Here is a 21,744-nt window from a genome sequence, read left to right on the forward strand (position 1 = left end):
ACATGAATAGAGTGGTATTTATACCCATTCTGAATAACAATAACAGGAAGAGATCTGCTATTTTTTCAGTATTTTTGGGGATAAGAACGGAATAATGATAGTGAATACATCCTTACAAGATATAGGAGAAGTTTTTGAAGTGTATAAAATAGCTTCGGACTTTAAGAAAAAAATATCCGGTGTACAATGGCCGGAATTTGATCGAAACATGATCGAAGCCGAAATCAAAGAAAACCGACACTGGAAAATTATGGTAGATGATTCTATTGCCTGTGTTTGGAGTATTACATACGAAGATTATCAGGTTTGGGATGATCGAAATGCCGAACCTTCCATTTATATCCACAGAATTGCCACTCATCCTGATTTTAAAGGGAAAAAATTTGTAGAACAAATCGTAGAATGGGCAAAGCAATTTGCAAAAGAAAATAATAAACTGTACGTCAGAATGGATACCACCGCCGGAAACCAAAGGCTTACAGATTATTACGTAAAATGCGGATTTTCTCATCTGGGACCAAAAAAAATGACAGATACAGAAGGACTTCCCGCCCATTACCATAATGCGACTATGGAACTTTTCCAGCTGGAAGTTTAAAAATCCCTTTACAATTACACTGCCTTTATTTGCAGACTGGTTTTACATCATTCAACAAAGTAACCAGCATTTTCCCTGGTTCTTCGAGAGGAATTAAATGAGCAGAGTTTTCAAACCAGATTCCTTTCTTGGCAGGAGCTTTCACCTGTTGCAACCACTGGGAAGTAGGGTCTGAAGGCGTGGTATAATCATGTCTTCCCATGAACATGAAAATCGGGATAGGAAAGGTTTTAATATTTTTAAAATCAGTATCAAGAAACTCAGGAAGAACTTTTGATAGGGTAAACTGGCTGCCTTTTCCAATTGCTTCCGCATCGTTATAAGAATATTCAGGTGATAACAGCGGAGCCTGGAAAAAGTATCTGGAATTGTTTCTGAAAGCAGTGAGGCCGCCATAATACTGAGGCCACTTTCTCGCAATAATAATTCGTTGTCTGGTAATTGGCATATTTCCCGGGTAAGGAGCAATAGATGAGAGCTCTTTCAAAGCGGTATCATTTTTAAGCCTGGTTGCTTCTCTTACAGCGAAATCAACGCTCAGGCGTTCATTGTCTTTGGTATTGATGATTTGCCCGATACCGACGTAGGCATAAAACAAGTCAGGTCTCTTCATTGCGGCTTTCATAGAAATTATTGTTCCCCAGCTATGTCCTATGAGAATGACTTTCTTCTTTTTATACTTTTCTTTAATCAATTCAGCCATTTGAATCGCATCATCAACATACTGTTCAATAGTAATGGTGTTGTGTAGCCGCAGCGTATCATTCGCATTGTACGTCTTGCCTGAAGCTCTCTGATCGTAATTCACCACAGTGAAATATTCCTCGATAGGTCTCTGAAACATCCACATTATCGGTGATAAAGGAGATGCCGGCCCTCCATGCACGAAAAGTATAATTGGATTTTCTTTATTTTGACCGCGAACATAGACCCATTGTTTTACATTTCCGATATCTGCTTTATATCTTTCCTGAATACCATTCGGAGTAACAATTGAATCCAGATCCTTAATAATTTCTCTGGCTTGTGCATATTCATCACAAGGTTTATTATTTTGTCCCAATACTACTATTGAAAATAATAGAATTATGATGGATATCATTTTATTTTTCATCTGTTTTTTTCTAAATATCTGATTGTAAGAGCCAAGTTAAACATATAATTTTAATAATTAACCTCAAATTTTTCAGATTAAATGATCTTATTTTAAAGTGGCAATACTATTTTTGATTACATTTAAAAAAGAAATAACCACACTTTCAATCCAATGGTACAACTATTTCCAATATCCAGGCACAGTGAAAAGAATTTGATAGTCAACACAATACTGGTAGCAAGCCTTTTATTCTTTCTTTTTTCCTGTAAAAAGCCTGATGCTCCAAAACAAGCAGAAGAAAAAAAAGATTCTCTTTGCTGGAATGATTTTCGGTATGGAGAACTTCCACCTGAAAGGGCTTATCATGGCATTGACAGTCTGGTTAAAAAATGGAATCTGTGCTACCACAGAATAGAGGCCGGCTGTGTAATTACAGACAGTATTGAAAAGTTGAAAAAACAATATGAATCTTCCAACGCTATCTATTTCAAAAGTATGGAAAAGACGTTGGGAAAAGACTGGAAACAACGCTTTGACCAGCAGCTTGCTATCGCAGACAGCATCAATTGGATTAAAATTAAAGAAGAAATAGATCGTCAGAATCAATAGCTTAAATAAATAATTGAAATGAATTAAATATCAATTATTTACATTATTTATCTAAAGTAAAAAAACACTTTTAAAATCCCGTTATCATACACCAAAGTTATGATCATATATTTGTTGTATTACAGAGCAACACTTACACACTTCGGACAAATTCCACTGATAATAAAATTGTATTCCTGAGCAATAAAATGTTCCGGTAAACTGATTTCAGGAATAGCATTTTCAATACATGTCACGGAATGACATTCCTTACAATTAAAATGAACGTGATTGTGAAAATGTTGTTCATGAGTACATTTACCACTACATTTTGCAAAATTAACTACCCCGTCAATATTGACAATTTTGTGGACCGCGCCTTCGTTTTCTAATCTTTCAAGTACTCTGTAAATCGTCACCCTGTTGCATAAATCTCCCAGTTTCTTTTGAATATCAGAATGTGTTAAGGCAATATCAGAACCATTAATCAGGTTCAAAATTTCGGTTTTTGCGTGCGTATTTCTTACTTGTTTCATTTTTTAATGCAACAAAGTTGCGTTATTTAAAAATTAATCTCTACTTTTGCAACAAAGTTACGATAACAAAATCAAATTACCTTGCTTTATGAAATCAAAAATACTGGATGCGGTAGGAATTTCTGCTGCTGTTTTATGCCTTATTCACTGCATTATTTTTCCCTTATTACTGGTAATCCCGTTGGGAATATCGCATAATCCCTATGTCGACCTGGCATTTCTCCTTATCGGAGCTGGAGTGGTATTCAGAGTGACCAGGCAAATAACCAACCGCTGGCTGAAGGGTTTATTCTGGCTTTCCATTGTGCTGATCTCAATTTCCGTAGGTACAGATCTGATATTCGAAATTCATATTCCACTGATTTATGCCGGAGCTGCAGGATTAATTACGGCTCACATTATCAATTTTAAAAATCATAAACATTAATTACCATCATGCGTGAAAAATTGCCCGTGACTGTCCTGAGTGGTTTCCTCGGAGCCGGAAAAACCACTTTACTCAATCACATCCTTCACAATAAGCAAGGCTTAAAAGTAGCTGTTATTGTGAATGATATGAGTGAAATCAATATTGATGCACGCCTGGTAGAAAATCAGAACACTCTTTCAAGAACCGAAGAAAAGCTTGTAGAAATGAGCAATGGCTGCATTTGCTGTACCCTCAGAGAAGATCTTATGATGGAAGTTGAACGCCTGTCAAAAGAAAACCGTTTTGATTATTTGTTAATTGAAAGTACCGGGATCAGTGAACCGGTTCCGGTGGCTCAAACTTTCACCTATATTGATGAAGAAAGCGGAATTGACCTTTCCCGTTTCAGCTATGTGGATACCATGGTGACTGTGGTGGATGGCCTCAATTTTATCAAAGATTTTGGAACCGCTGACTTATTGGCAGACCGTGACCTTATCGATATGGAAGGCGATTACAGAACTATTGTCAATCTTTTAACAGATCAGATTGAATTTGCCAATGTTATTGTTGTCAACAAAACGGATCTTATTGATTCTGAGGCTTTAGGTTTTTTAAAAGCAGCTCTTCACAAACTCAATCCTGAGGCTAAAATAATTGAATCTGAATTCAGTAAAGTTGATTTACGTGAAATCATCAATACTAACCTTTTTGATTTTGATAAAGCACAGGCTTCAGCAGGCTGGCAAAAAGAACTTCAGGCAGACCATCACAATCCGGAAACAGAAGAATACGGAATAAGTTCCTTGGTTTTCAGAAACAAAAGACCTTTTCATCCCACAAGACTTTGGGAATATCTTAATGAAAGATATCCTGAAGGAACTTTAAGGGCAAAAGGGTTATTCTGGCTGGCTTCAAGACCTGATGATGCACTTAACTTTTCTCAGGCAGGAGGCTCATTCCGGTTAGAAAAAGCAGGTGTCTGGTGGTGCAGCATGCCGATGAATCATCGGGTACAATATGCCTCATTTATTCAAAATCAGGAATTTATTGAAAGCAGATGGGATAAAGATTGGGGCGACAGGATCAACGAACTTGTTTTTATAGGACAAGATTTAAATAAAGATCAAATGTTGGAGGATCTGGAAAAATGTCTCATCAGCGATCATGAAAGAGAATTTTTTAGTCGGAAACAATTTTTTCAGGATCCTTTTCCACAGGAAATTTAAGGAAAGAAAATTAACTATTTATTAATGCAACAAAGTTACGATAAAAGGATAAAAAAGATAACTTGCCCTAAAATTTTTAAAGAAAATGGATAGGAGAAAATTTCTGAAAGGCTCAGCATTATTGTCCGGTGTACTTACTTTATCACCGTTTGAATTGTTTAGCTCTAAAAATAAAGTCACACCCAATCCTCTTGGGAAAGCAAAGAACATCATATTTATGGTGAGTGACGGGATGAGTCTTGGAACCCTTTCTATGGCAGATCTTTATTCAAAAAATATATTGGGAAAAGGCAGTAATTGGATTAATCTTTACCAGGAAAGGAAAGTATCCCGTGCTCTGATGGATACGGCTTCAGCAAGCTCTATTGTAACAGATTCTGCTGCGGCAAGTTCTGCCTTTGGAGGAGGAATAAGAGTAAAGAACGGAGTTTTGAATATGGGAGCTAATGGAGAAAAATACCTGCCTATCTGGCAAAAATTCAAAAAGGCAGGAAAGAAAGCAGGTTGCGTCACTACCGTAACCATTACCCACGCAACACCGGCAGGATTTTGTGTTAATTCAGCTCAAAGAAATGCCGAACCTCAAATTGCAGAAATGTATGCTGATCTTGAACTTGACGTTGTCATGGGCGGAGGAGATGAATTTTTTAACCCCGAAAAAAGAGAAGACAAAAAAGATCTTTATGCGGTGTACAGAAAAAAGAACTACCAAATTCTTAAAGACCGTCATGCTCTCAACACCATACAACAAGGAGTGAAAACACTGGGAATCTTCAGTACAGGAGCTTTGCCTTATAGTATCGACAGATCAAATCTTTCTGAGTTTAAAGAAACACCCACATTAGCTGAGATGGCCAGGGCAGCAATTAATCAAATGAAAGATCATCAAAACGGCTTTGTTCTTCAGATCGAAGGCGGAAAGGTAGACTGGTCAGCTCACGCCAATGATGTGGCAGCTCTTATCCATGACCAGCTTGCCTTTGATGAAGCCGTAAAAGTAGCGACCGATTTTGCTGAAAAAGATGGAAATACTCTGGTCATCATTACTACCGATCATGGGAACGCCAATCCGGGAACTATTTATGGAAATGATGCGACCAGGAACTTCAACAGCATCTCGGATTATCGATACACCAACGAATATCTTCTTAATAAAATTCATAAAGACTATTCGGTAAAAGATATCACAGACTGGGTCTACGAAGGAAATAAAATTGCTTTACAAAATGATGAAGCTAAGCAACTTCTCAGTTTTTACAACGGTCTTGAAAAGGAGGAAGGTCTTTACAATTATAAGAAGCTGCCTTTCAAGCTGTATTCAGAAATTCAGAAAAAACATAATGCGGTAGGCTGGATCAGTATGGACCATTCCGGAGATTATGTTGAAGTAGCAGCTTATGGCCCTGGTAGTGAGCTTTTACAGCCATTTATTAAGAATACGGATCTTCATGATCTCATGTTAAAAGCATCTCAGATATAAACAGGAAATATTTTTTTCATACATATTTTTACATTTTTAACAGGTTTTGGAAGCAGGATGAATTTTATTCATCCTGTTTTGTGTATTGAGCTATGGAATTATTTATTTTAAAAGCATCAGTAGTTTTACGTAAATCACTTTGAGTAGAAATACTATTGCATTATTTTAAAAACAAAAGTAACTTTATACTACAAAAAATAACCTTTAAATACTCATCTTATGAACCACGTAAAGTACAGAGTAGGGAAATGGCTTCCCTCCGACAGAGATTTTTTAAACAGCTGGATAGAGAAAAAAGTGAATCAGGCAAAGAACAGCAACCTCCCACTGAATCCCGCTGTTGCTGAACTTAGAGATGCAATATATAATGATCCCATCTTATTCATGAGCTTTACGAGTATGTATGACGAAATCCCGCAAGGATACAACGAACCGGTGAAAAACTTTGAAACGATGCTGCTTGTTATCAATCAGGTTTTACAGGAAGCTCCTTGCTACAGTACAATCGAAGACAGTATCGGACTGGTTGGTTTTCCCATCAATGCTATAGTAGACTGGGCAATGGGAACTCAGGCAGGGTATTTAACATTTCTGCATCCTGTAGTGAATGAAAAATTAAGCAAAATATTAGCAGAATGGAAGACATTCCTTGAAACTTCGGCTTCACAATATGTGTTGGTAGAAGGTGCTGTACATCAACCTCAGCCGGATTACACCAATCCGGTAGGCTGGTTTTCTCCGCCCGCTTTAGAAGCTATTGCTGCCATGGATCCATTGAGAGGAAAAGGAAATAATCCTCAGGATGCATTAAAGAATTTTATCTATAATTATCAATGCCAGCCGGATCAACCTTACTTCGGTTTCAAGAGTTGGGATGATTTCTTCACCAGAGAATTTAATCCCGGTATTCGTGAGGTCAGCCCGGCAGATCAGGATCCTTCAGTAATTGTCAATGCCTGCGAATCTGCACCTTACAACTGCGTTACCAATGCCAAAATGAAAGATAAATTTTGGATGAAGGGGCAGCCGTATTCTTTACTGGATATCATGAATCATCATGAACTGGCTCAGCAATTTGGAGACAACAGCACAGTGTACCAGGCATTTTTGTGTGCAAAAACTTATCACAGATGGAATAGCCCTGTGGACGGTCAGATCGTGGCCATCCAAAATGTCCCGGGAACATATTATGCTGAAGCACCTATTGAAGGCTATGATCCATCAGGACCTAATGATTCTCAGGGATATATCACCGAATTAGCAGCCCGTGCCCTGATATTCATCAAATCGGATAATGAAAAAATCGGGTTGATGTGCTTTGTGGCCATCGGCATGGCAGAAGTTTCCAGCTGTGAAATTACCGTTAAAGAAGGCCAATATGTGAAAAAAGGAGATCCTATCGGTACTTTCCACTTTGGTGGCTCAACACACTGTCTAATTTTCAGACCTGACGTAAACATTGATTTTGATTTTCATGGTCAAACTCCTTGCCTGAATACCTACAACATTCCTTTAAAAGCAAGAATCGGAGTCGTTAAATAATTAAATCAAGACTTTAAATTCATATACATTGTAATAAGGCAGAAAATTATCTTTCTGCCTTTTTTATTTTGTTAAAAATGAAGATTATTCCCCCATAAAATAGAAGAAATCAGAATCGTCTGCTGTATCAAAAATGAAGGCATGTATCTAATTATCAATTAAAACATAAATTTAATCAAATGATTAAAATATTTGTTTAACGAATCGATTTTGTTTTTATCTTTGTAATAGAAAAAAATAAAAATGAAAGAGGGAATAAAAAAAATAGATCCCAGTACGGAAGAAAAAATCAAAAATGCTGCCCGTATTGTGTTTTATAAAAAGGGATTTGCCGCAACCAGAACAAGAGATATTGCAGAAGAAGCAGGAATCAATCTGGCATTGCTGAATTATTATTTCAGAAGTAAGGCCAAATTGTTTGAAATCATTATGATAGAAACAATGTCAGGATTTTTTCAAAATTTATTGATCGTGCTGAACAACAAAAAGACGACTCTTGATGAGAAAGTAGAGGAAGTTGTGGGAAGATATATTGATCTGATTATCAAAGAGCCTGAAATTCCAACCTTTATCATCAGTGAACTTCGTAATAATCCTAATCTGTTGCTTCAAAGAATCCCTTTAAAAGAAGTCATCAAAACGTCTGTATTTCTCAAACAACATCAGGAAGCTGTAGAAAAGGGAATCATTAAAGCATCTAATCCGTTGCATTTTTTAATCAATATGTTAGGGCTTACCGTATTTCCTTTTATTGCCAAACCTATGTTACTGGGAAGTAATGAATTGAATGATAAAGAATTTGAAAACCTGATGCTGGAACGTAAAAAACTCATCCCGATGTGGATCAAAGCAACTATGTCCGCAGGCTAATTTTTTTACCAATTATTTAATCAAATGATTAAAACAAACGATCATTATAATGATAACCGATATTGATTTTTAACTTAAAAATATCAATTCTTATGTGTAGAAATATTCAGATACATTTGATTGTTCTTGCCTTCCTGAGTACAGCTCCTTCCATTACTCTTAAAGCTCAAACTTCAAAGTTGACTTTGGAAGAATGCTACCGGCTTGCCAAAGAAAATTATCCTATGATCAAAAAGCTGGGCATCATTACAAAAACAGCCGATTATACCATTGAAAATGCCAATAAAAGCTATCTTCCGCAAATTTCTTTTGCAGGACAGGCCACCTATCAGTCACAAACCATCAGTTTTTCAGATGTATTGGGTTCTCTTCCCATAAGTACATCTCTTCCGTCATTAAGCAAAGATCAGTACAAAATACAGGGAGAAGTCGACCAGATTTTATATGATGGGGGAGTAATCCATCATCAGAAAGCATTAACTAAAGCCAATGCAGAACTGCAAACTCAAAACATAGAAACCAGTCTGTATGCCCTGAGACAAAAAATCAATACTTTGTTTTTCTCTATTCTTTTAATGGATGCTCAGCTAAAGCAAAATCAAATTAAAAAAAACAGTTTGGAGACACAGGTTCAAAAAGCCGAAGCGGCTTTACAATACGGAACCGCCTACCGAAGTAATGTAGATGAATTAAAAGCAGAAGTAGTCAATACTGAAATGACCGACACGGAATATAGCTCCAATCGTAAGGCTTATCTTACAATGCTTGCCGTTTTTATTGGTCAGAATATTTCCGGTTCTTCAGAACTTGAATCTCCCGATCAGGAACTTTTATCTTCGGACATTAACAGACCTGAACTGAAAGCATTTGACCTTCAAAAATCAATCTACAATGTGCAGGAACAGCAGTTGAAATCAGACCTTCTGCCCAAAGTCAGTGCATTCTTTCAGGGAGCCTATGGACGGCCCACTCTTAACATCATTGAAAATAAATTCGGACCCTGGTTTATTACCGGACTACGGTTCAGCTGGTCACTGGAAAGTTTATACACTTCTTCCAATAAGAAATCAATATTAGAGCTTAACAGAAAAGCTGTAGATACGGATCGGGAAACATTTCTGTTTACTACCAAAATGGATTTGTCTCAACAAAATGAAGACGTTAAAAAATATAATGAGTTATTAAAACAGGATGAAACAGTTATCAACCTTCGCCGGTCTGTTACAAAATCTGCTGAAGCTCAGCTGGCCAACGGCGTGATTACCACTCATGAATATATTCAGAAGCTCAATACCGAACATCTTGCTGCACAGACCATGGTTCTTCATCAGATCCAGTTATTGCAGGCAAAATATAATCAGAAATTCATATCCGGAAATTAATAATCAACGAATCCTATGAAAAAAGCCACCATCATATTAAGTACTTTCATCTTATTAATTGCATGTAAACAAAAGGACAACTTTGATGCTTCGGGGAACTTTGAAGCCGATGAAGTCATTGTTTCTGCACAGCAAACCGGTGAATTAATTTCTTATTCTGTTCAGGAAGGAGCCTTGCTCAAAGCAAATGCTACGGTTGGGCAAATTGATGTCAAAATTGCAGAGCTCCAAAAAGAACAGGCAGAAGCCACCATCAGCGCATTGCAGCAAAAGACAAGCAATACCAGCGAACAGGATCTTTTGGTAAAAAAACAACTGGCGGTACAGGAAGCACAACTGGATCAACAGCTCCATGAACGTATCCGGACGGCCAATCTGGTAAAAGCAGATGCTGCAACCCGTAAACAACTCGATGATATAGATGCAGCAATTGTACAGCTGAAAAAACAAATCGCTGTTACACAACAGCAGCTCTTTGTGAATAATTCGAACAACAGCACGCAAAACCGAAGCATCTTAAGTGAGAAAGCACCTTTGGAAAAAACAGCAGCCCAGTTTCAGGAGCAGATCAATAAAGGCCGGATTATCAACCCTATTGATGGAACTGTACTTGTCAATTACGCTTTAAAGGGGGAAATGCAGGTCGTTGGAAAACCCTTATATAAAATAGCAAATATCAGCACTTTGGATCTTAGGGCTTATATTACCGGAACACAACTCCCTCAAATAAAATTAAACCAGCATGTAAAGGTAAGAATCGATCAAGGTGAAAAAGGATATAAGGAATATCCGGGAACCATAACCTGGATTTCAAACAAATCTGAATTCTCTCCCAAAACTATTCAAACCAAAGATGAAAGAGCCAATCTGGTCTATGCCATCAAAATAAAAGTAAAGAATGATGGTTATCTGAAAATAGGGATGTACGGGGAAACCATCTTTTAATACTATAAAAAAATAAAAAATGTTTTCTGTTGTTGCAAAAAATATAATCAAAACCTACAATGGTGTGAAAGCTGTTGATGATGTTTCTTTTGAAGTAAAGAAAGGAGAACTCTTTGGACTTATCGGACCGGATGGTGCCGGAAAAACTTCTCTATTCCGGGTTCTAACTACACTTTTATTAGCTGATAGCGGAACAGCAAGTGTGGAAGGACACGATGTTGTAAAAGACTATCAGATCATAAGAAATAAAGTAGGATATATGCCTGGGAAATTCTCGTTATATCAGGATCTTACCGTAGCTGAAAATTTGAATTTCTTTGCAGCCATTTTTGAAACTTCCATCGAAGAGAATTATGATCTGATAAAAGATATTTATGAACAGATTAAACCGTTCAGCAACCGGAGGGCAGGTAAGCTCTCCGGCGGAATGAAACAGAAACTGGCTTTATGCTGCGCCCTGATTCACAAACCTGAGGTATTATTTCTCGACGAACCTACCACTGGAGTCGATGTCGTTTCCCGAAAGGAATTCTGGGATATGCTTGGGAAACTCAAAGATCAAAACATCTCCATTGTGGTATCAACACCTTATATGGATGAGGCTAAACTCTGTGACCGCATTGCCTTGATTCAGAATGGGAAAATAATGTCTGTAGATGAACCTGAAACTATTGTAAAAAGTTTTCCTAAAACTCTTTTTGGAGCTAAAAGTAAAAACATTTACAAATTGTTGGAAAATCTGCGTACAGATCCGGCTATTGAAAGCTGTTATGCATTCGGAGAATATCTTCACCTTACTCTGTCAGACAGGCAAGGAAATGAACAAACAGTCAGAGATATTGCGTCTCAATATCAACCTGAAGAATTGGAAATAAAGAAAATTACACCAACCATTGAAGATAGCTTCATTCGGCTGATGCATGAACAAAAAGGTATAACAGAAAATACTCATGGAGAATAAAGCCATTATTTGTAAAGACCTTACCAAGCAGTTTGGTGACTTTAAAGCTGTTGATGCCATTTCTTTTGAGGTCGATCAGGGAGAAATTTTTGGTTTTCTGGGGGCCAACGGAGCCGGTAAAACAACCGCAATGCGAATTCTTTGCGGATTATCTTATCCAACCTCAGGAACAGCCTCTGTAGCCGGTTTCAATGTGTATAAGCAGCAGGAACAAATCAAAAAAAATATTGGCTATATGAGCCAGAAATTCTCATTATACGACAACCTTACTATCCTCGAAAATATTGAATTTTATGGCGGCGTATATGGTGTTTCCCGCTCTGACATAAAAATAAGAAGTGCTGAGCTGGTTTCCACATTAGGTCTTGAAAATGAAGCGAAAAAACTTGTTGGTGCTTTACCACTCGGATGGAAACAAAAGCTGGCTTTCTCTGTTGCTATTTTTCACAGGCCCAAAATTGTATTTCTTGATGAACCCACAGGAGGGGTGGATCCTATTACAAGACGCCAGTTCTGGGATATGATTTACAAAGCAGCAGCAGACGGAATTACCGTTTTTGTTACCACTCATTATATGGATGAAGCAGAATACTGCAGCCGGATTTCAGTGATGGTTGACGGCAGGGTAGAAGCCATAGATACACCTTCAAACCTGAAAAAGCAATTCAATGTATATTCTATGGATGAAGTATTTTACGAGCTGGCAAGGGGAGCAAAAAGATCAGGAGATTAATATAAATCATATACAAAGCGGCAACAGTTAGCACAAAACGAATAAAATGAAACAATTATTAGTATTCATCAGAAAAGAATTCTATCATGTATTCAGGGATCGCAGAACATTGTTGATCCTCTTTGGTCTTCCCGTTGTACAGATCATTCTTTTTGGCTACGCATTGAGTAGTGAGGTTAAAAATATTGGTATTGCCGTACTGGATAATGCTCATGATGTACAATCAGAACAGATTATTTCTAAAATTAAATCCAGCCCCTATTTTGAAATGCAGAAACCAGTATTAAACTATCCTGATATCGAGAAAAAATTCAGAGAAGGAAGTATAAAATGTGCTGTCGTATTTCCCGTTAACTTCGGTTCAGATCTTTACAATAGCAAAGGAGCCAGCATTCAAATCATAGCAGATGCTTCAGACCCGAACACAGCAACCATTCTTACCAATTACCTGAATGCTATGATTTCGGATTATCAGCAGCAGCTTAATCCTGCATTAAAACCTTCGTATCAGATCATCCCTGAAGTCCGGCAGCTTTTTAATGAAGAGCAGAACGGCTCCCTGAACTTTATTCCGGGGGTTATTGCCTTAATATTCATGATTGTCAGTACTGCTTTAACATCCGTTGCCGTTGTTCGGGAAAAGGAAATGGGAACCATGGAAATACTGTTGGTTTCACCTTTTAAACCCGTTATGGTTTTAATTGCAAAAGCAATTCCTTATCTGGTTCTTTCTTTGGTTAATTTTATTATTATTCTGTTGCTTTCAGTTTATCTTCTCAACGTAGAAATACGTGGCAGCCTTATTTTATTGTTTGCAGAAAGCATTTTGTTTATCATTACCTGCCTTTCCTTAGGATTGCTGATTTCCAATCTTACCAATTCACAACAAACGGCTATGCTGATTTCCATGATGGGGATGATGCTGCCTACTTTGCTGTTAACAGGTTTTATGTTTCCTATCGAAAATATGCCCTGGATTTTTCAGGTAATTTCAAGAATTCTTCCGTCAAGGTATTATTACGACATTGTAAAATCGGTCATGTTGAAAGGCCTTGGTTTCAGCTATGTGTGGAAAGAAACCCTTGTCTTATTAGCTATGTCTGCGGGCTTACTGACTCTTGCTTTAAAGAAATTTAAAATCCGCTTGTCATGAAAACAATGAGATTTATATTAAAGAAAGAGTTTCGTCAGATTTTCAGGGATAAAATTATTCTGGCGATGATGTTTGTGATGCCTACGGTTCAGCTGATCATTATGCCACTGGCCGCAAATTTTGAAGTGAAAAATATCAATATTGTCTATATTGACCATGACCACAGTAGCTACTCTCAAAAGCTTATTTATAAAATTATCTCTTCAGGGTATTTTAAACTCGCAGGAGGTCCAAATTCATATAAAGAAGGGTTAAAAATGATTGAAGAAGGCACGGCTGATGTTGTATTAGAAATTTCACCGGGTTTTGAGCGTAATCTCGTACGTGAAGGAAGCCAGAAAATCAATCTCTCTGTAGATGCAATCAACGGGACAAAATCTTCGGTTGGAGGCAGTTATCTTCTTTCAGTTCTTGCTGATTTTAATACAAACCTGGATGTTAACATTAAATCTCCCAACGGTACTGTAACTGTTCGTCCGGCAAAAATCAATATTGAAAATTCCAATTGGTACAACCCGAGAGCAGAGTACAAATACTATATGGTACCCGGAATTCTCGTATTGCTGCTTACTCTGATCGGAGGCTTCATCACCGCTCTCAATATCGTAAAGGAAAAAGAAATCGGAACCATTGAACAGATCAATGTAACACCTATCAAAAAATGGCAGTTTATTCTCGGAAAACTTATTCCTTTCTGGATTGTAGGAATGACTGTTTTCACCATTGGATTAATTGTCATGTATGTAATTTATGGCATTTTTCCGGAAGGAAGCTTGCTTACGCTATACACATTTGCTGCCGTTTACCTGATCGCTTTACTGGGATTGGGTCTATTGATTTCTACCTTTGCTGATACACAATTACAAGCCATGTTCATTGCATTTTTCTTTATGATGATTTTCATGCTTATGAGTGGCTTTTTCACCAATACCGAAAGTATGCCCGACTGGGCAATAATAATGTCAAACTTCACTCCGGTAACACATTTTATTAAAGTCGTAAGATTAATTGTATTGAAAGGAAGCCGTTTTTCCGAAGTAAAAAATGAATTCTTTTATCTGATCGGATTCGCAGTTGTGTTGAATGGTCTCGCGATTTTCAACTATAGAAAAACAAGTTAACTAAGAACGTCTTAAATAGCTGTTCAATAAACATTTAATTTAAAATTGGTATATTTACATACACCAAAAAAATATTAATATGTCATTCATAACACCAGAAGGAGCCAGAAAAGCTCAGTTAGATTCTTCAGATAGAGTACCGGTTGCTAATGCCCTTCTTTCAGGCTTAGAAAATATTGTAAAGTATAACACCGGAGTTTGTCATGATGTAGTAGCTTACACGCTCTACATGCGAGGCGCCAGTATAAGTCCCAATGAACTTGCAGAATCTACCGGCCAGGCTTGGCTGAGAAAATTCAATTATTTAGGAGGAGAAAAATGGGACGGATATTCCGTGATTCCAAAAGGAAAGGCCGTAGGATTCTACAGATTAATAGATAAAACTTTTTTTCATTCAGCAATTACAACAGGAAATATGGATTATATCCGATCTGTAAATGGCTTTAAGCTGGGATCAGGATGGAATGAAGCTGTAGATCTAAGCTGGGTTTTAGGCAAAATGAACGAAGACGGAACCTTTAATTATGACGGAACAAAAATAGAAGTATATATATCTTCTTTATAACAATTCTTGCAAGACAGAAAAAGTGGTTTAACCGACTTTTTCTGTCTTTTTTTATCTTTTTTTCCTTTTAAAAAAGAAGAATTCAGACAGCGATTCTTTTATTTTTTCCATATAATCTTTTCCCGATAAAGTAATGGTGATGAGGAATAAAGCTTCACCAATAATCAATATCACTAAAACCGTGGCCGCCTTATCCGGAAAATCCATAAAAGAAAGAATCGGAACTCCTACTAAACATAATGTTCCGATTCCCAGAAAAGTGTATTCCAGCTTACTTTTTAAATTATACTTTTCCTTCGACATTTTGTTGGTTTTTTCATGACAAAGCAACTTATTTTAATTATACAATCTGTACGTTTTGTAAGCCAAGTGTATATTCATGGCGATGAAGTGTCATTTTTATAACTTGAAATCAGATTGAATATCTTTTTCAAAAAGAATAAATAAAAAGTACTTTTAATTCGAATCATCCAAAAGGTTGAAATCTATTTTAAAAATTCATAAATATTTAATATTATTTTGCTCAAAAAAATAAAAGGTACATTATCATCTTTTATTCATCGCATAATTTTGGTGTTAAAAAATTATAAACATTTCCAAAATTGATTGCTTTTTACTTATAAAAACAAAAGATAAAAACAAAATATCCCTCATATTTTCAATGGTTTAAAGCTTTTTTACAATAAAAAACAAATCCCGGTGCGGCTGTTTCAATAAAATGGCTATATTTACCACCAAGGAGTTCTTAACACCTTCTTTATCAACCGAAACTGGTTACACTTAGCCGTGTATTAAAAGGGAATCGTGTGCAAATCACGAACTGTCGCGCAACTGTAAGTAACACCAAGGTTTTTATCCAATCATGTCCACTGTTTGCTCCGGTAAATGGGAAGGACGATAAAAACTGTTACAAGTCAGGAGACCTGCCTATTTCGAATTGACGATGCTTTCGCGGTCTGAAGCTTATAGTCAGGTATGATACGGTACAGATAACATTGTGAAACAATATTTCTAATCATGTTATTCGTTTTTAGATAAATATTGCAGTAAAGCTGCATTATTGTGTCTATTTATCGTATTTCCCTTTCTTCAATTTTCTTTTCCCTTAAAGTTATCGTGAAGCTCAATAAGAATTTTTACAGGTTTAACCATTAAAAAATTGAGGATATGCAAACACGATATTACATTCATCCCGATCTGAATTATCAGGTAGAGATAGGAAAATCATTTAAAATAAGCTTTTTAGGTTTAAATTTTTGCCCTCATTCATATTTTAATTGGGTCGGTTTTTCCAGCCGGCTATCCCTATACAAATAATTTTCTGCTACATCTATTCAACTAAATTATACATATTAAAATGACTAAAAATGAACGCTCAGGGTCTCCCGGATTACGATTTCGGGAAGCCATGAAAAAAGAAAACCCTCTTCAGATTGTAGGAACTGTCAATGCCAATCATGCATTACTGGCACAACAGACAGGCTTTAATGCAATCTACCTTTCAGGAGGAGGAGTTGCTGCCGGGTCGTTAGGAATTCCTGATCTGGGAATCACTACTCTTGAAGATGTTTTAATCGACATCCAACGGATTACCAACGTATGCGATCTGCCTTTAATGGTGGATGTAGACACAGGATTTGGGCCTTCAGCATTTAATGTAGCCAGAACAGTCAAATCTCTTATCAAAGCCGGTGCTGCTGCTTTACACATTGAGGATCAGGTGGGAGCCAAACGTTGCGGCCACCGTCCCGGAAAAGAAATTGTAAGCAAAGAAGAAATGTCGGATAGGTTAAAAGCTGCTGTAGACGCCAGAACGGACGATGATTTTGTAATTGGCGCCAGAACAGATGCCTTTGCAGGTGAAGGATTAGAAAAAACGATAGAAAGAGCAGTAGCTTATAAAAATGCCGGAGCCGACTTCATTTTTGCAGAAGCTGTTCCTGATTTAAGTTTTTACCGAAAATTTGTAGAGGCTACAGGAATTCCTGTATTAGCCAATATCACAGAATTTGGAATGATAAAGATGTACACTGTTGATGAGCTTAAAAATGCCGGAGTAGGATTAATCCTCTATCCGTTATCTGCTTTCCGTGCAGCCAACAAAGCGGCTCAAAATGTATTCGAACATATCCGGAAAGATGGTACACAAGCTCATGTACTCAGCACGATGCAAACCAGGGAAGAATTGTATACAAGCATCGGATACCATGATTATGAACAAAAATTAGATAACCTTTTTAAAAAGAATAATGATGTCAACAAGTAATGAACCAACCTTCAAACCAAAAAAAAGCGTAGCCCTTTCAGGAGTAGCAGCCGGCAATACCGCTCTGTGCAGTGTCGGCAAAAGCGGAAATGATCTTCACTACAGAGGATATGACATCCTGGATCTTGCTGAGAAAACTCAATTTGAAGAAGTGGCCTATCTTTTAATATATGGTCATTTACCTACCGAAGCGCAATTGAAAAATTACAAGGCTAAGTTGAAATCTTTAAGAGGGTTGCCTCATTCCGTAAGAAATATTCTGAAAAGTATTCCTGCAGCAGCGCATCCTATGGATGTCATGCGTTCTATGGTATCGGCAATCGGTAGTATTCAGCCGGAAAAAGACGACCATAATATGGCTGGAGCCAGGGATATTGCTGACAAATTATTAGCTTCTTTCAGTTCAGGTTTGTTGTATTGGTATCACTATACTCACAACGGTAAAGAGATCGATGTAGAAACAGATGACGATACTATCGGCGGCCATTTCTTACACTTGTTACACGGGAAGAAACCTTCAGAATCCTGGACAAAAGCTATGCAGATCTCATTAAACTTGTATGCAGAGCATGAATTTAATGCCTCAACTTTTACCAGCCGCGTTATTGCAGGAACAGGTTCTGATATTTATTCTGCCATTACAGGAGCTATTGGTGCTTTAAGAGGTCCTAAACATGGTGGGGCTAATGAAGTGGCATTTGAAATTCAAAGCCGTTACAATTCTCCGGACGAAGCAGAACAGGATATTCGCCAGCGAATTGCCGGTAAAGAAGTTATTATCGGATTTGGACATCCGGTTTACACAATATCCGACCCTAGAAATGTAGTGATTAAAAAAGTCGCAAAGGAACTTTCGGAAGAAGCTGGTGATATGTTGCTTTTTGATGTTGCAGAAAGATTGGAAACGATCATGTGGGAAGAGAAGAAAATGTTCCCGAATCTGGACTGGTTTTCTGCTGTATCCTATCATTTAATGGGAGTGCCAACCCTTATGTTTACTCCATTATTTGTCATTTCAAGAGTAACAGGATGGAGCGCCCATATTATCGAACAGAGACAAGATGGAAAAATAATACGGCCAAGTGCCAATTATACAGGTCCTGAAAATAAAGAATTTGTACCGATCAACAACAGAAAATAATTGAAAATCAGAATTTTAAAGTGGCTGGAATATCAACATTTCTCACTTTAAACTTTCCACTAAATTAAAACTATACAATGAGTTCACACATTTCAAATGAAAGACCGCAACCGGATAAAGTATTGGCAGATATTGCGGATTATGTTTTAAACTATGAAATAAAAAATGACTTAGCCTGGAAAACGGCGCATTATTGTCTTTTAGATACTATTGGCTGCGGATTGGAAGCATTAACTTATCCTGCATGCACTAAATTGATAGGTCCTATTGTAAAGGGTACCATTGTTCCTAATGGAGCCAAAGTGCCGGGTACTCAATTTCAGCTGGATCCTGTACAGGCGGCCTTCAATATTGGAGCGATCATCCGCTGGCTGGATTTTAATGACACCTGGCTGGCTGCCGAATGGGGACATCCCTCAGATAATTTAGGAGGTATTTTAGCCACTGCAGACTGGTTGTCAAGAACCCATATTGCAGAAGGAAAAGCACCTTTACAAATGAAACAGGTATTGGAAGCAATGATTATGGCTCACGAAATCCAGGGAGTAATTGCACTTGAAAATTCCTTCAATAAAGTAGGTTTAGATCATGTATTATTGGTAAAGCTTGCTTCTACGGCGGTAGTAGGAAAGCTGATCGGACTAACGCGGGATGAGCTGATCAATGCCGTTTCATTAGCCTTTGTAGACGGGCAATCATTGAGAACCTACCGTCATGCTCCGAATACCGGTTCCCGCAAATCCTGGGCTGCCGGTGATGCAACTTCAAGAGCAGTTCGCCTTGCCTTGATCGCAAAAACAGGCGAAATGGGATATCCTTCTGTTTTAACTGCCAAGACATGGGGATTCTATGATGTTTCTTTCAAAGGAAACGAATTTAAATTTCAGAGAGATTACGGCTCTTATGTAATGGAAAATGTATTGTTCAAAATATCTTTCCCTGCAGAGTTTCACTCTCAGACAGCAGTAGAAGCGGCAATGACATTACATTCACGATTAAAAGACCTTGGAAAAACAACAGATGACATTAAAAAAATTACGATACGTACCCACGAAGCTGCCATCCGTATCATCGATAAAAAAGGCCCTTTAAATAATCCCGCAGACCGCGATCACTGTATTCAATACATGGTTGCCGTTCCAATGATTCACGGAAGGCTCACTGCCGCAGATTATGAAGATAGCATTGCTTCAGACGCCAGAATTGATATTCTTCGCGATAAAATCGAATGTGTAGAAGATATTCAATTTACTAAAGATTATCACGATCCTGAAAAACGTTCCATTGCCAATGCATTAACTGTTGAACTGAATGACGGAACTATACTGGATGAAATCGTTGTAGAATATCCGATAGGGCACCAGCGAAGAAGAGAGGAGGGAATTCCAGAGCTGATCAAAAAATATAAGATCAATTTAGCCCGTATTTTCCCGGAAAAGCAGCAAAAACTCGTCCTGGAAAATTCATTGGAATATGATACACTGATCAACCTTAATGTCAATGAATTTGTTGATTTATTGGTAATTTAAATAATAATGGAAAGTTGAAGGAATTTTATTTTATGAATCACTTTTCAACTTTCCATTTTTCAATTCTAAAAAATATGTCACAAAAAGTAAAAATATTAATCAATGGAAACTTTCTGGAAAGTAAAACTACGGAACACCTTCCGGTAGAAGATCCGGCTACCGGAGAAGTACTTGCAGAAGTTCCTTTAACGCTTTTATCAGAGATAGATGAAGCGATAGAAAGTGCTCAGGAAGCTTTTAAAACATGGAAAGAAGTAGCCACTCCGGAAAGAGCAAGATTCTTTCTTAAGTACCAGCAGCTTTTAAAAGAGCATCAAAAAGAGATCGCTGAAATTCTGTCTGAAGAAAACGGAAAAACTTTTGCCGATGCAATGGGAGATGTGTGGAGAGGAATCGAGGTCGTAGAACATGCCTGTAACATTCCCACTTTGATGATGGGTGAAACGGTAGAAAATGTAGCCAGAGGTGTAGATACCTACAGTTACATCCAACCCCTTGGAGTCTGTGCAGGAATTACGCCTTTCAACTTTCCGGCTATGATTCCTTTATGGATGTTCCCCATGGCAATTGCTTGTGGTAATACTTTTATCTTAAAACCTTCTGAACAAACACCTATGACTTCCATAAAAATGGCAGAACTGTTTCTACAGGCTGGCTTTCCTAAAGGCGTTTTAAATATTGTTCATGGATCTAAAGACCAGGTCAATCATATCCTGAATCATCCGGAAATAAAAGCGATTTCTTTTGTGGGATCGGTTCCGGTGGCTGAACATGTATACCGTACGGGAACAGCCAATTTGAAACGGGTTCAGGCCTTTGGTGGTGCAAAAAATCATATGGTAGTAATGCCTGATGCCAATAAGGAGCAGGTGATCAACAATTTGGTTGGAGCTTCTTGTGGAGCTGCCGGTCAGCGATGCATGGCAATCAGTGTTGCTGTTCTGGTGGGAGAAGCGCAACATTGGGTGAATGATATTAAAGCTGCTTTAAGTACGATCAAACCTGGAGTATGGTCGGATGAATCTGCAGCATATGGCCCCCTGATCAATAAACAATCCAAAGAAAAGGTGGTAAGATTAATCAAAACAGCCTATGATCAGGGAGCAGAAGTATTGTTAGACGGGAGCAACTGCCATGTGGAAGGATATGAAAACGGATATTTTGTAGGACCAACTTTATTTAGCAATGTATCTGTTGAAATGGATATTTATAAAGAAGAAATTTTTGGCCCTGCATTATTACTGTTAAAAGCTCAAACCTTAAATGAAGCTATCCGAATTATCAATGCCAATCCTTATGGTAACGGAACTTCTATATTCACCAATTCAGGAGCTGCCGCAAGAAAATTCCAGCACGAAATTGAAGTAGGGCAAATCGGGGTCAATCTTCCTATTCCTGTTCCGCTTCCGTTTTTCTCTTTTACAGGCTGGAGAAAATCTTTCTTTGGCGATCTGCATTCTTATGGTAAACAGGGCGTTCGTTTTTACACAGAAACAAAAACCATTACTGCCCGCTGGTTCGAGGAAGATGTTCCGGGAGGTAATGTGAATATGACGATCAGTCTGAAATAATTGAAAGTGGAAAGTGGTAAATAATTGTT

At 37.7% G+C, this 21,744-nt stretch carries 21 protein-coding genes and 1 riboswitch; of the genes, 18 read left to right on the forward strand and 3 right to left on the reverse strand.

Annotated features, from left to right (window positions below):
* Nucleotides 1-94 precede the first annotated feature (94 nt).
* The gene (locus tag EG342_RS18055; protein ID WP_103292417.1) at nt 95-598 is read left to right on the forward strand and encodes a GNAT family N-acetyltransferase; all 504 of its coding nucleotides are present in this window, start codon (nt 95-97) and stop codon (nt 596-598) included.
* A 25-nt stretch (nt 599-623) separates the two neighbouring features.
* Here EG342_RS18055 and EG342_RS18060 read toward each other — a convergent pair whose 3' ends face one another.
* Nucleotides 624-1,700, reverse strand: coding sequence for an alpha/beta hydrolase (locus EG342_RS18060; RefSeq protein ID WP_213083889.1), 1,077 nt, complete (start codon nt 1,698-1,700; stop codon nt 624-626).
* A gap of 165 nt (nt 1,701-1,865) precedes the next feature.
* On the opposite strand from EG342_RS18060, the gene EG342_RS18065 reads away from it, so the two are divergent.
* Entirely contained in the window at nt 1,866-2,303 is a 438-nt protein-coding gene (locus EG342_RS18065) for a hypothetical protein (RefSeq protein WP_103292415.1), read from the forward strand.
* Between the two features lie 119 nt (nt 2,304-2,422).
* On the opposite strand, the gene EG342_RS18070 is transcribed toward EG342_RS18065, so the two are convergent.
* Nucleotides 2,423-2,818 carry a Fur family transcriptional regulator gene (locus EG342_RS18070; protein ID WP_103292414.1) on the reverse strand — a complete coding sequence of 132 codons (396 nt, stop codon included), beginning with the start codon at nt 2,816-2,818 and terminating at the stop codon, nt 2,423-2,425.
* A gap of 88 nt (nt 2,819-2,906) precedes the next feature.
* On the opposite strand from EG342_RS18070, the gene EG342_RS18075 reads away from it, so the two are divergent.
* The 12 genes from EG342_RS18075 to EG342_RS18130 all read left to right on the forward strand — a co-directional run bounded on the left by EG342_RS18075 (nt 2,907) and on the right by EG342_RS18130 (nt 15,208).
* The gene (locus EG342_RS18075) at nt 2,907-3,245 is read left to right on the forward strand and encodes a MerC domain-containing protein (protein WP_103292413.1); all 339 of its coding nucleotides are present in this window, start codon (nt 2,907-2,909) and stop codon (nt 3,243-3,245) included.
* A gap of 8 nt (nt 3,246-3,253) precedes the next feature.
* Nucleotides 3,254-4,456, forward strand: coding sequence for a GTP-binding protein (locus EG342_RS18080; RefSeq protein ID WP_103292412.1), 1,203 nt, complete (start codon nt 3,254-3,256; stop codon nt 4,454-4,456).
* A gap of 85 nt (nt 4,457-4,541) precedes the next feature.
* Complete coding sequence (locus EG342_RS18085; protein WP_103292411.1) at nt 4,542-5,936, forward strand: alkaline phosphatase; 1,395 nt, start codon at nt 4,542-4,544, stop codon at nt 5,934-5,936.
* 219 nt (nt 5,937-6,155) lie between these two features.
* Nucleotides 6,156-7,478, forward strand: a complete 1,323-nt coding sequence (locus tag EG342_RS18090; protein ID WP_103292410.1) for a phosphatidylserine decarboxylase family protein — start codon at nt 6,156-6,158, stop codon at nt 7,476-7,478.
* Between the two features lie 243 nt (nt 7,479-7,721).
* Nucleotides 7,722-8,348: a TetR/AcrR family transcriptional regulator gene (locus EG342_RS18095; RefSeq protein ID WP_103292409.1), complete on the forward strand. Its 627-nt coding sequence runs from the start codon at nt 7,722-7,724 to the stop codon at nt 8,346-8,348.
* Between the two features lie 92 nt (nt 8,349-8,440).
* The gene (locus EG342_RS18100) at nt 8,441-9,730 is read left to right on the forward strand and encodes a TolC family protein (RefSeq protein WP_103292408.1); all 1,290 of its coding nucleotides are present in this window, start codon (nt 8,441-8,443) and stop codon (nt 9,728-9,730) included.
* Nucleotides 9,731-9,745: 15 nt separating this feature from the next.
* A complete protein-coding gene (locus EG342_RS18105) occupies nt 9,746-10,675 on the forward strand; it encodes an HlyD family secretion protein (RefSeq protein ID WP_103292407.1) in 930 nt (309 codons plus the stop codon).
* A gap of 19 nt (nt 10,676-10,694) precedes the next feature.
* Nucleotides 10,695-11,636, forward strand: coding sequence for an ABC transporter ATP-binding protein (locus EG342_RS18110; protein WP_103292406.1), 942 nt, complete (start codon nt 10,695-10,697; stop codon nt 11,634-11,636).
* A complete protein-coding gene (locus tag EG342_RS18115; RefSeq protein WP_103292405.1) occupies nt 11,626-12,369 on the forward strand; it encodes an ABC transporter ATP-binding protein in 744 nt (247 codons plus the stop codon). The genes EG342_RS18110 and EG342_RS18115 overlap by 11 nt, the downstream gene beginning before the upstream one ends.
* A 46-nt stretch (nt 12,370-12,415) precedes the next feature.
* On the forward strand, nt 12,416-13,522 hold the full coding sequence (locus tag EG342_RS18120; RefSeq protein ID WP_103292404.1) for an ABC transporter permease: 1,107 nt from the start codon (nt 12,416-12,418) through the stop codon (nt 13,520-13,522).
* The gene (locus EG342_RS18125; protein WP_103292403.1) at nt 13,519-14,643 is read left to right on the forward strand and encodes an ABC transporter permease; all 1,125 of its coding nucleotides are present in this window, start codon (nt 13,519-13,521) and stop codon (nt 14,641-14,643) included. Before EG342_RS18120 ends, EG342_RS18125 begins: the two co-directional genes overlap by 4 nt.
* A 79-nt stretch (nt 14,644-14,722) precedes the next feature.
* A complete protein-coding gene (locus EG342_RS18130; RefSeq protein ID WP_103292402.1) occupies nt 14,723-15,208 on the forward strand; it encodes a hypothetical protein in 486 nt (161 codons plus the stop codon).
* Between the two features lie 51 nt (nt 15,209-15,259).
* On the opposite strand, the gene EG342_RS18135 is transcribed toward EG342_RS18130, so the two are convergent.
* A complete protein-coding gene (locus EG342_RS18135; protein WP_103292401.1) occupies nt 15,260-15,511 on the reverse strand; it encodes a transporter suffix domain-containing protein in 252 nt (83 codons plus the stop codon).
* Nucleotides 15,512-15,962: 451 nt separating this feature from the next.
* Nucleotides 15,963-16,153, forward strand: a riboswitch (cobalamin riboswitch).
* Between the two features lie 412 nt (nt 16,154-16,565).
* On the opposite strand from EG342_RS18135, the gene prpB reads away from it, so the two are divergent.
* The 4 genes from prpB (at nt 16,566) to EG342_RS18155 (ending at nt 21,715) form a co-directional block, all read left to right on the forward strand.
* The gene (gene prpB, locus EG342_RS18140) at nt 16,566-17,474 is read left to right on the forward strand and encodes a methylisocitrate lyase (RefSeq protein WP_103292400.1); all 909 of its coding nucleotides are present in this window, start codon (nt 16,566-16,568) and stop codon (nt 17,472-17,474) included.
* Nucleotides 17,461-18,615 carry a bifunctional 2-methylcitrate synthase/citrate synthase gene (gene prpC / locus EG342_RS18145; protein WP_213083890.1) on the forward strand — a complete coding sequence of 385 codons (1,155 nt, stop codon included), beginning with the start codon at nt 17,461-17,463 and terminating at the stop codon, nt 18,613-18,615. Before prpB ends, prpC begins: the two co-directional genes overlap by 14 nt.
* Nucleotides 18,616-18,692: 77 nt before the next feature.
* A complete protein-coding gene (locus tag EG342_RS18150) occupies nt 18,693-20,144 on the forward strand; it encodes a bifunctional 2-methylcitrate dehydratase/aconitate hydratase (RefSeq protein ID WP_103292398.1) in 1,452 nt (483 codons plus the stop codon).
* Nucleotides 20,145-20,218: 74 nt separating this feature from the next.
* Nucleotides 20,219-21,715 (forward strand): CoA-acylating methylmalonate-semialdehyde dehydrogenase, encoded by a 1,497-nt coding sequence (locus tag EG342_RS18155; RefSeq protein WP_103292397.1) that lies wholly within the window; start codon nt 20,219-20,221, stop codon nt 21,713-21,715.
* The last annotated feature ends 29 nt before the right edge of the window (nt 21,716-21,744 follow it).

Origin of the sequence: Chryseobacterium lactis (assembly GCF_003815875.1) — a bacterium.
In the GTDB taxonomy this organism is placed as follows: Bacteria; Bacteroidota; Bacteroidia; order Flavobacteriales; family Weeksellaceae; genus Chryseobacterium; species Chryseobacterium lactis.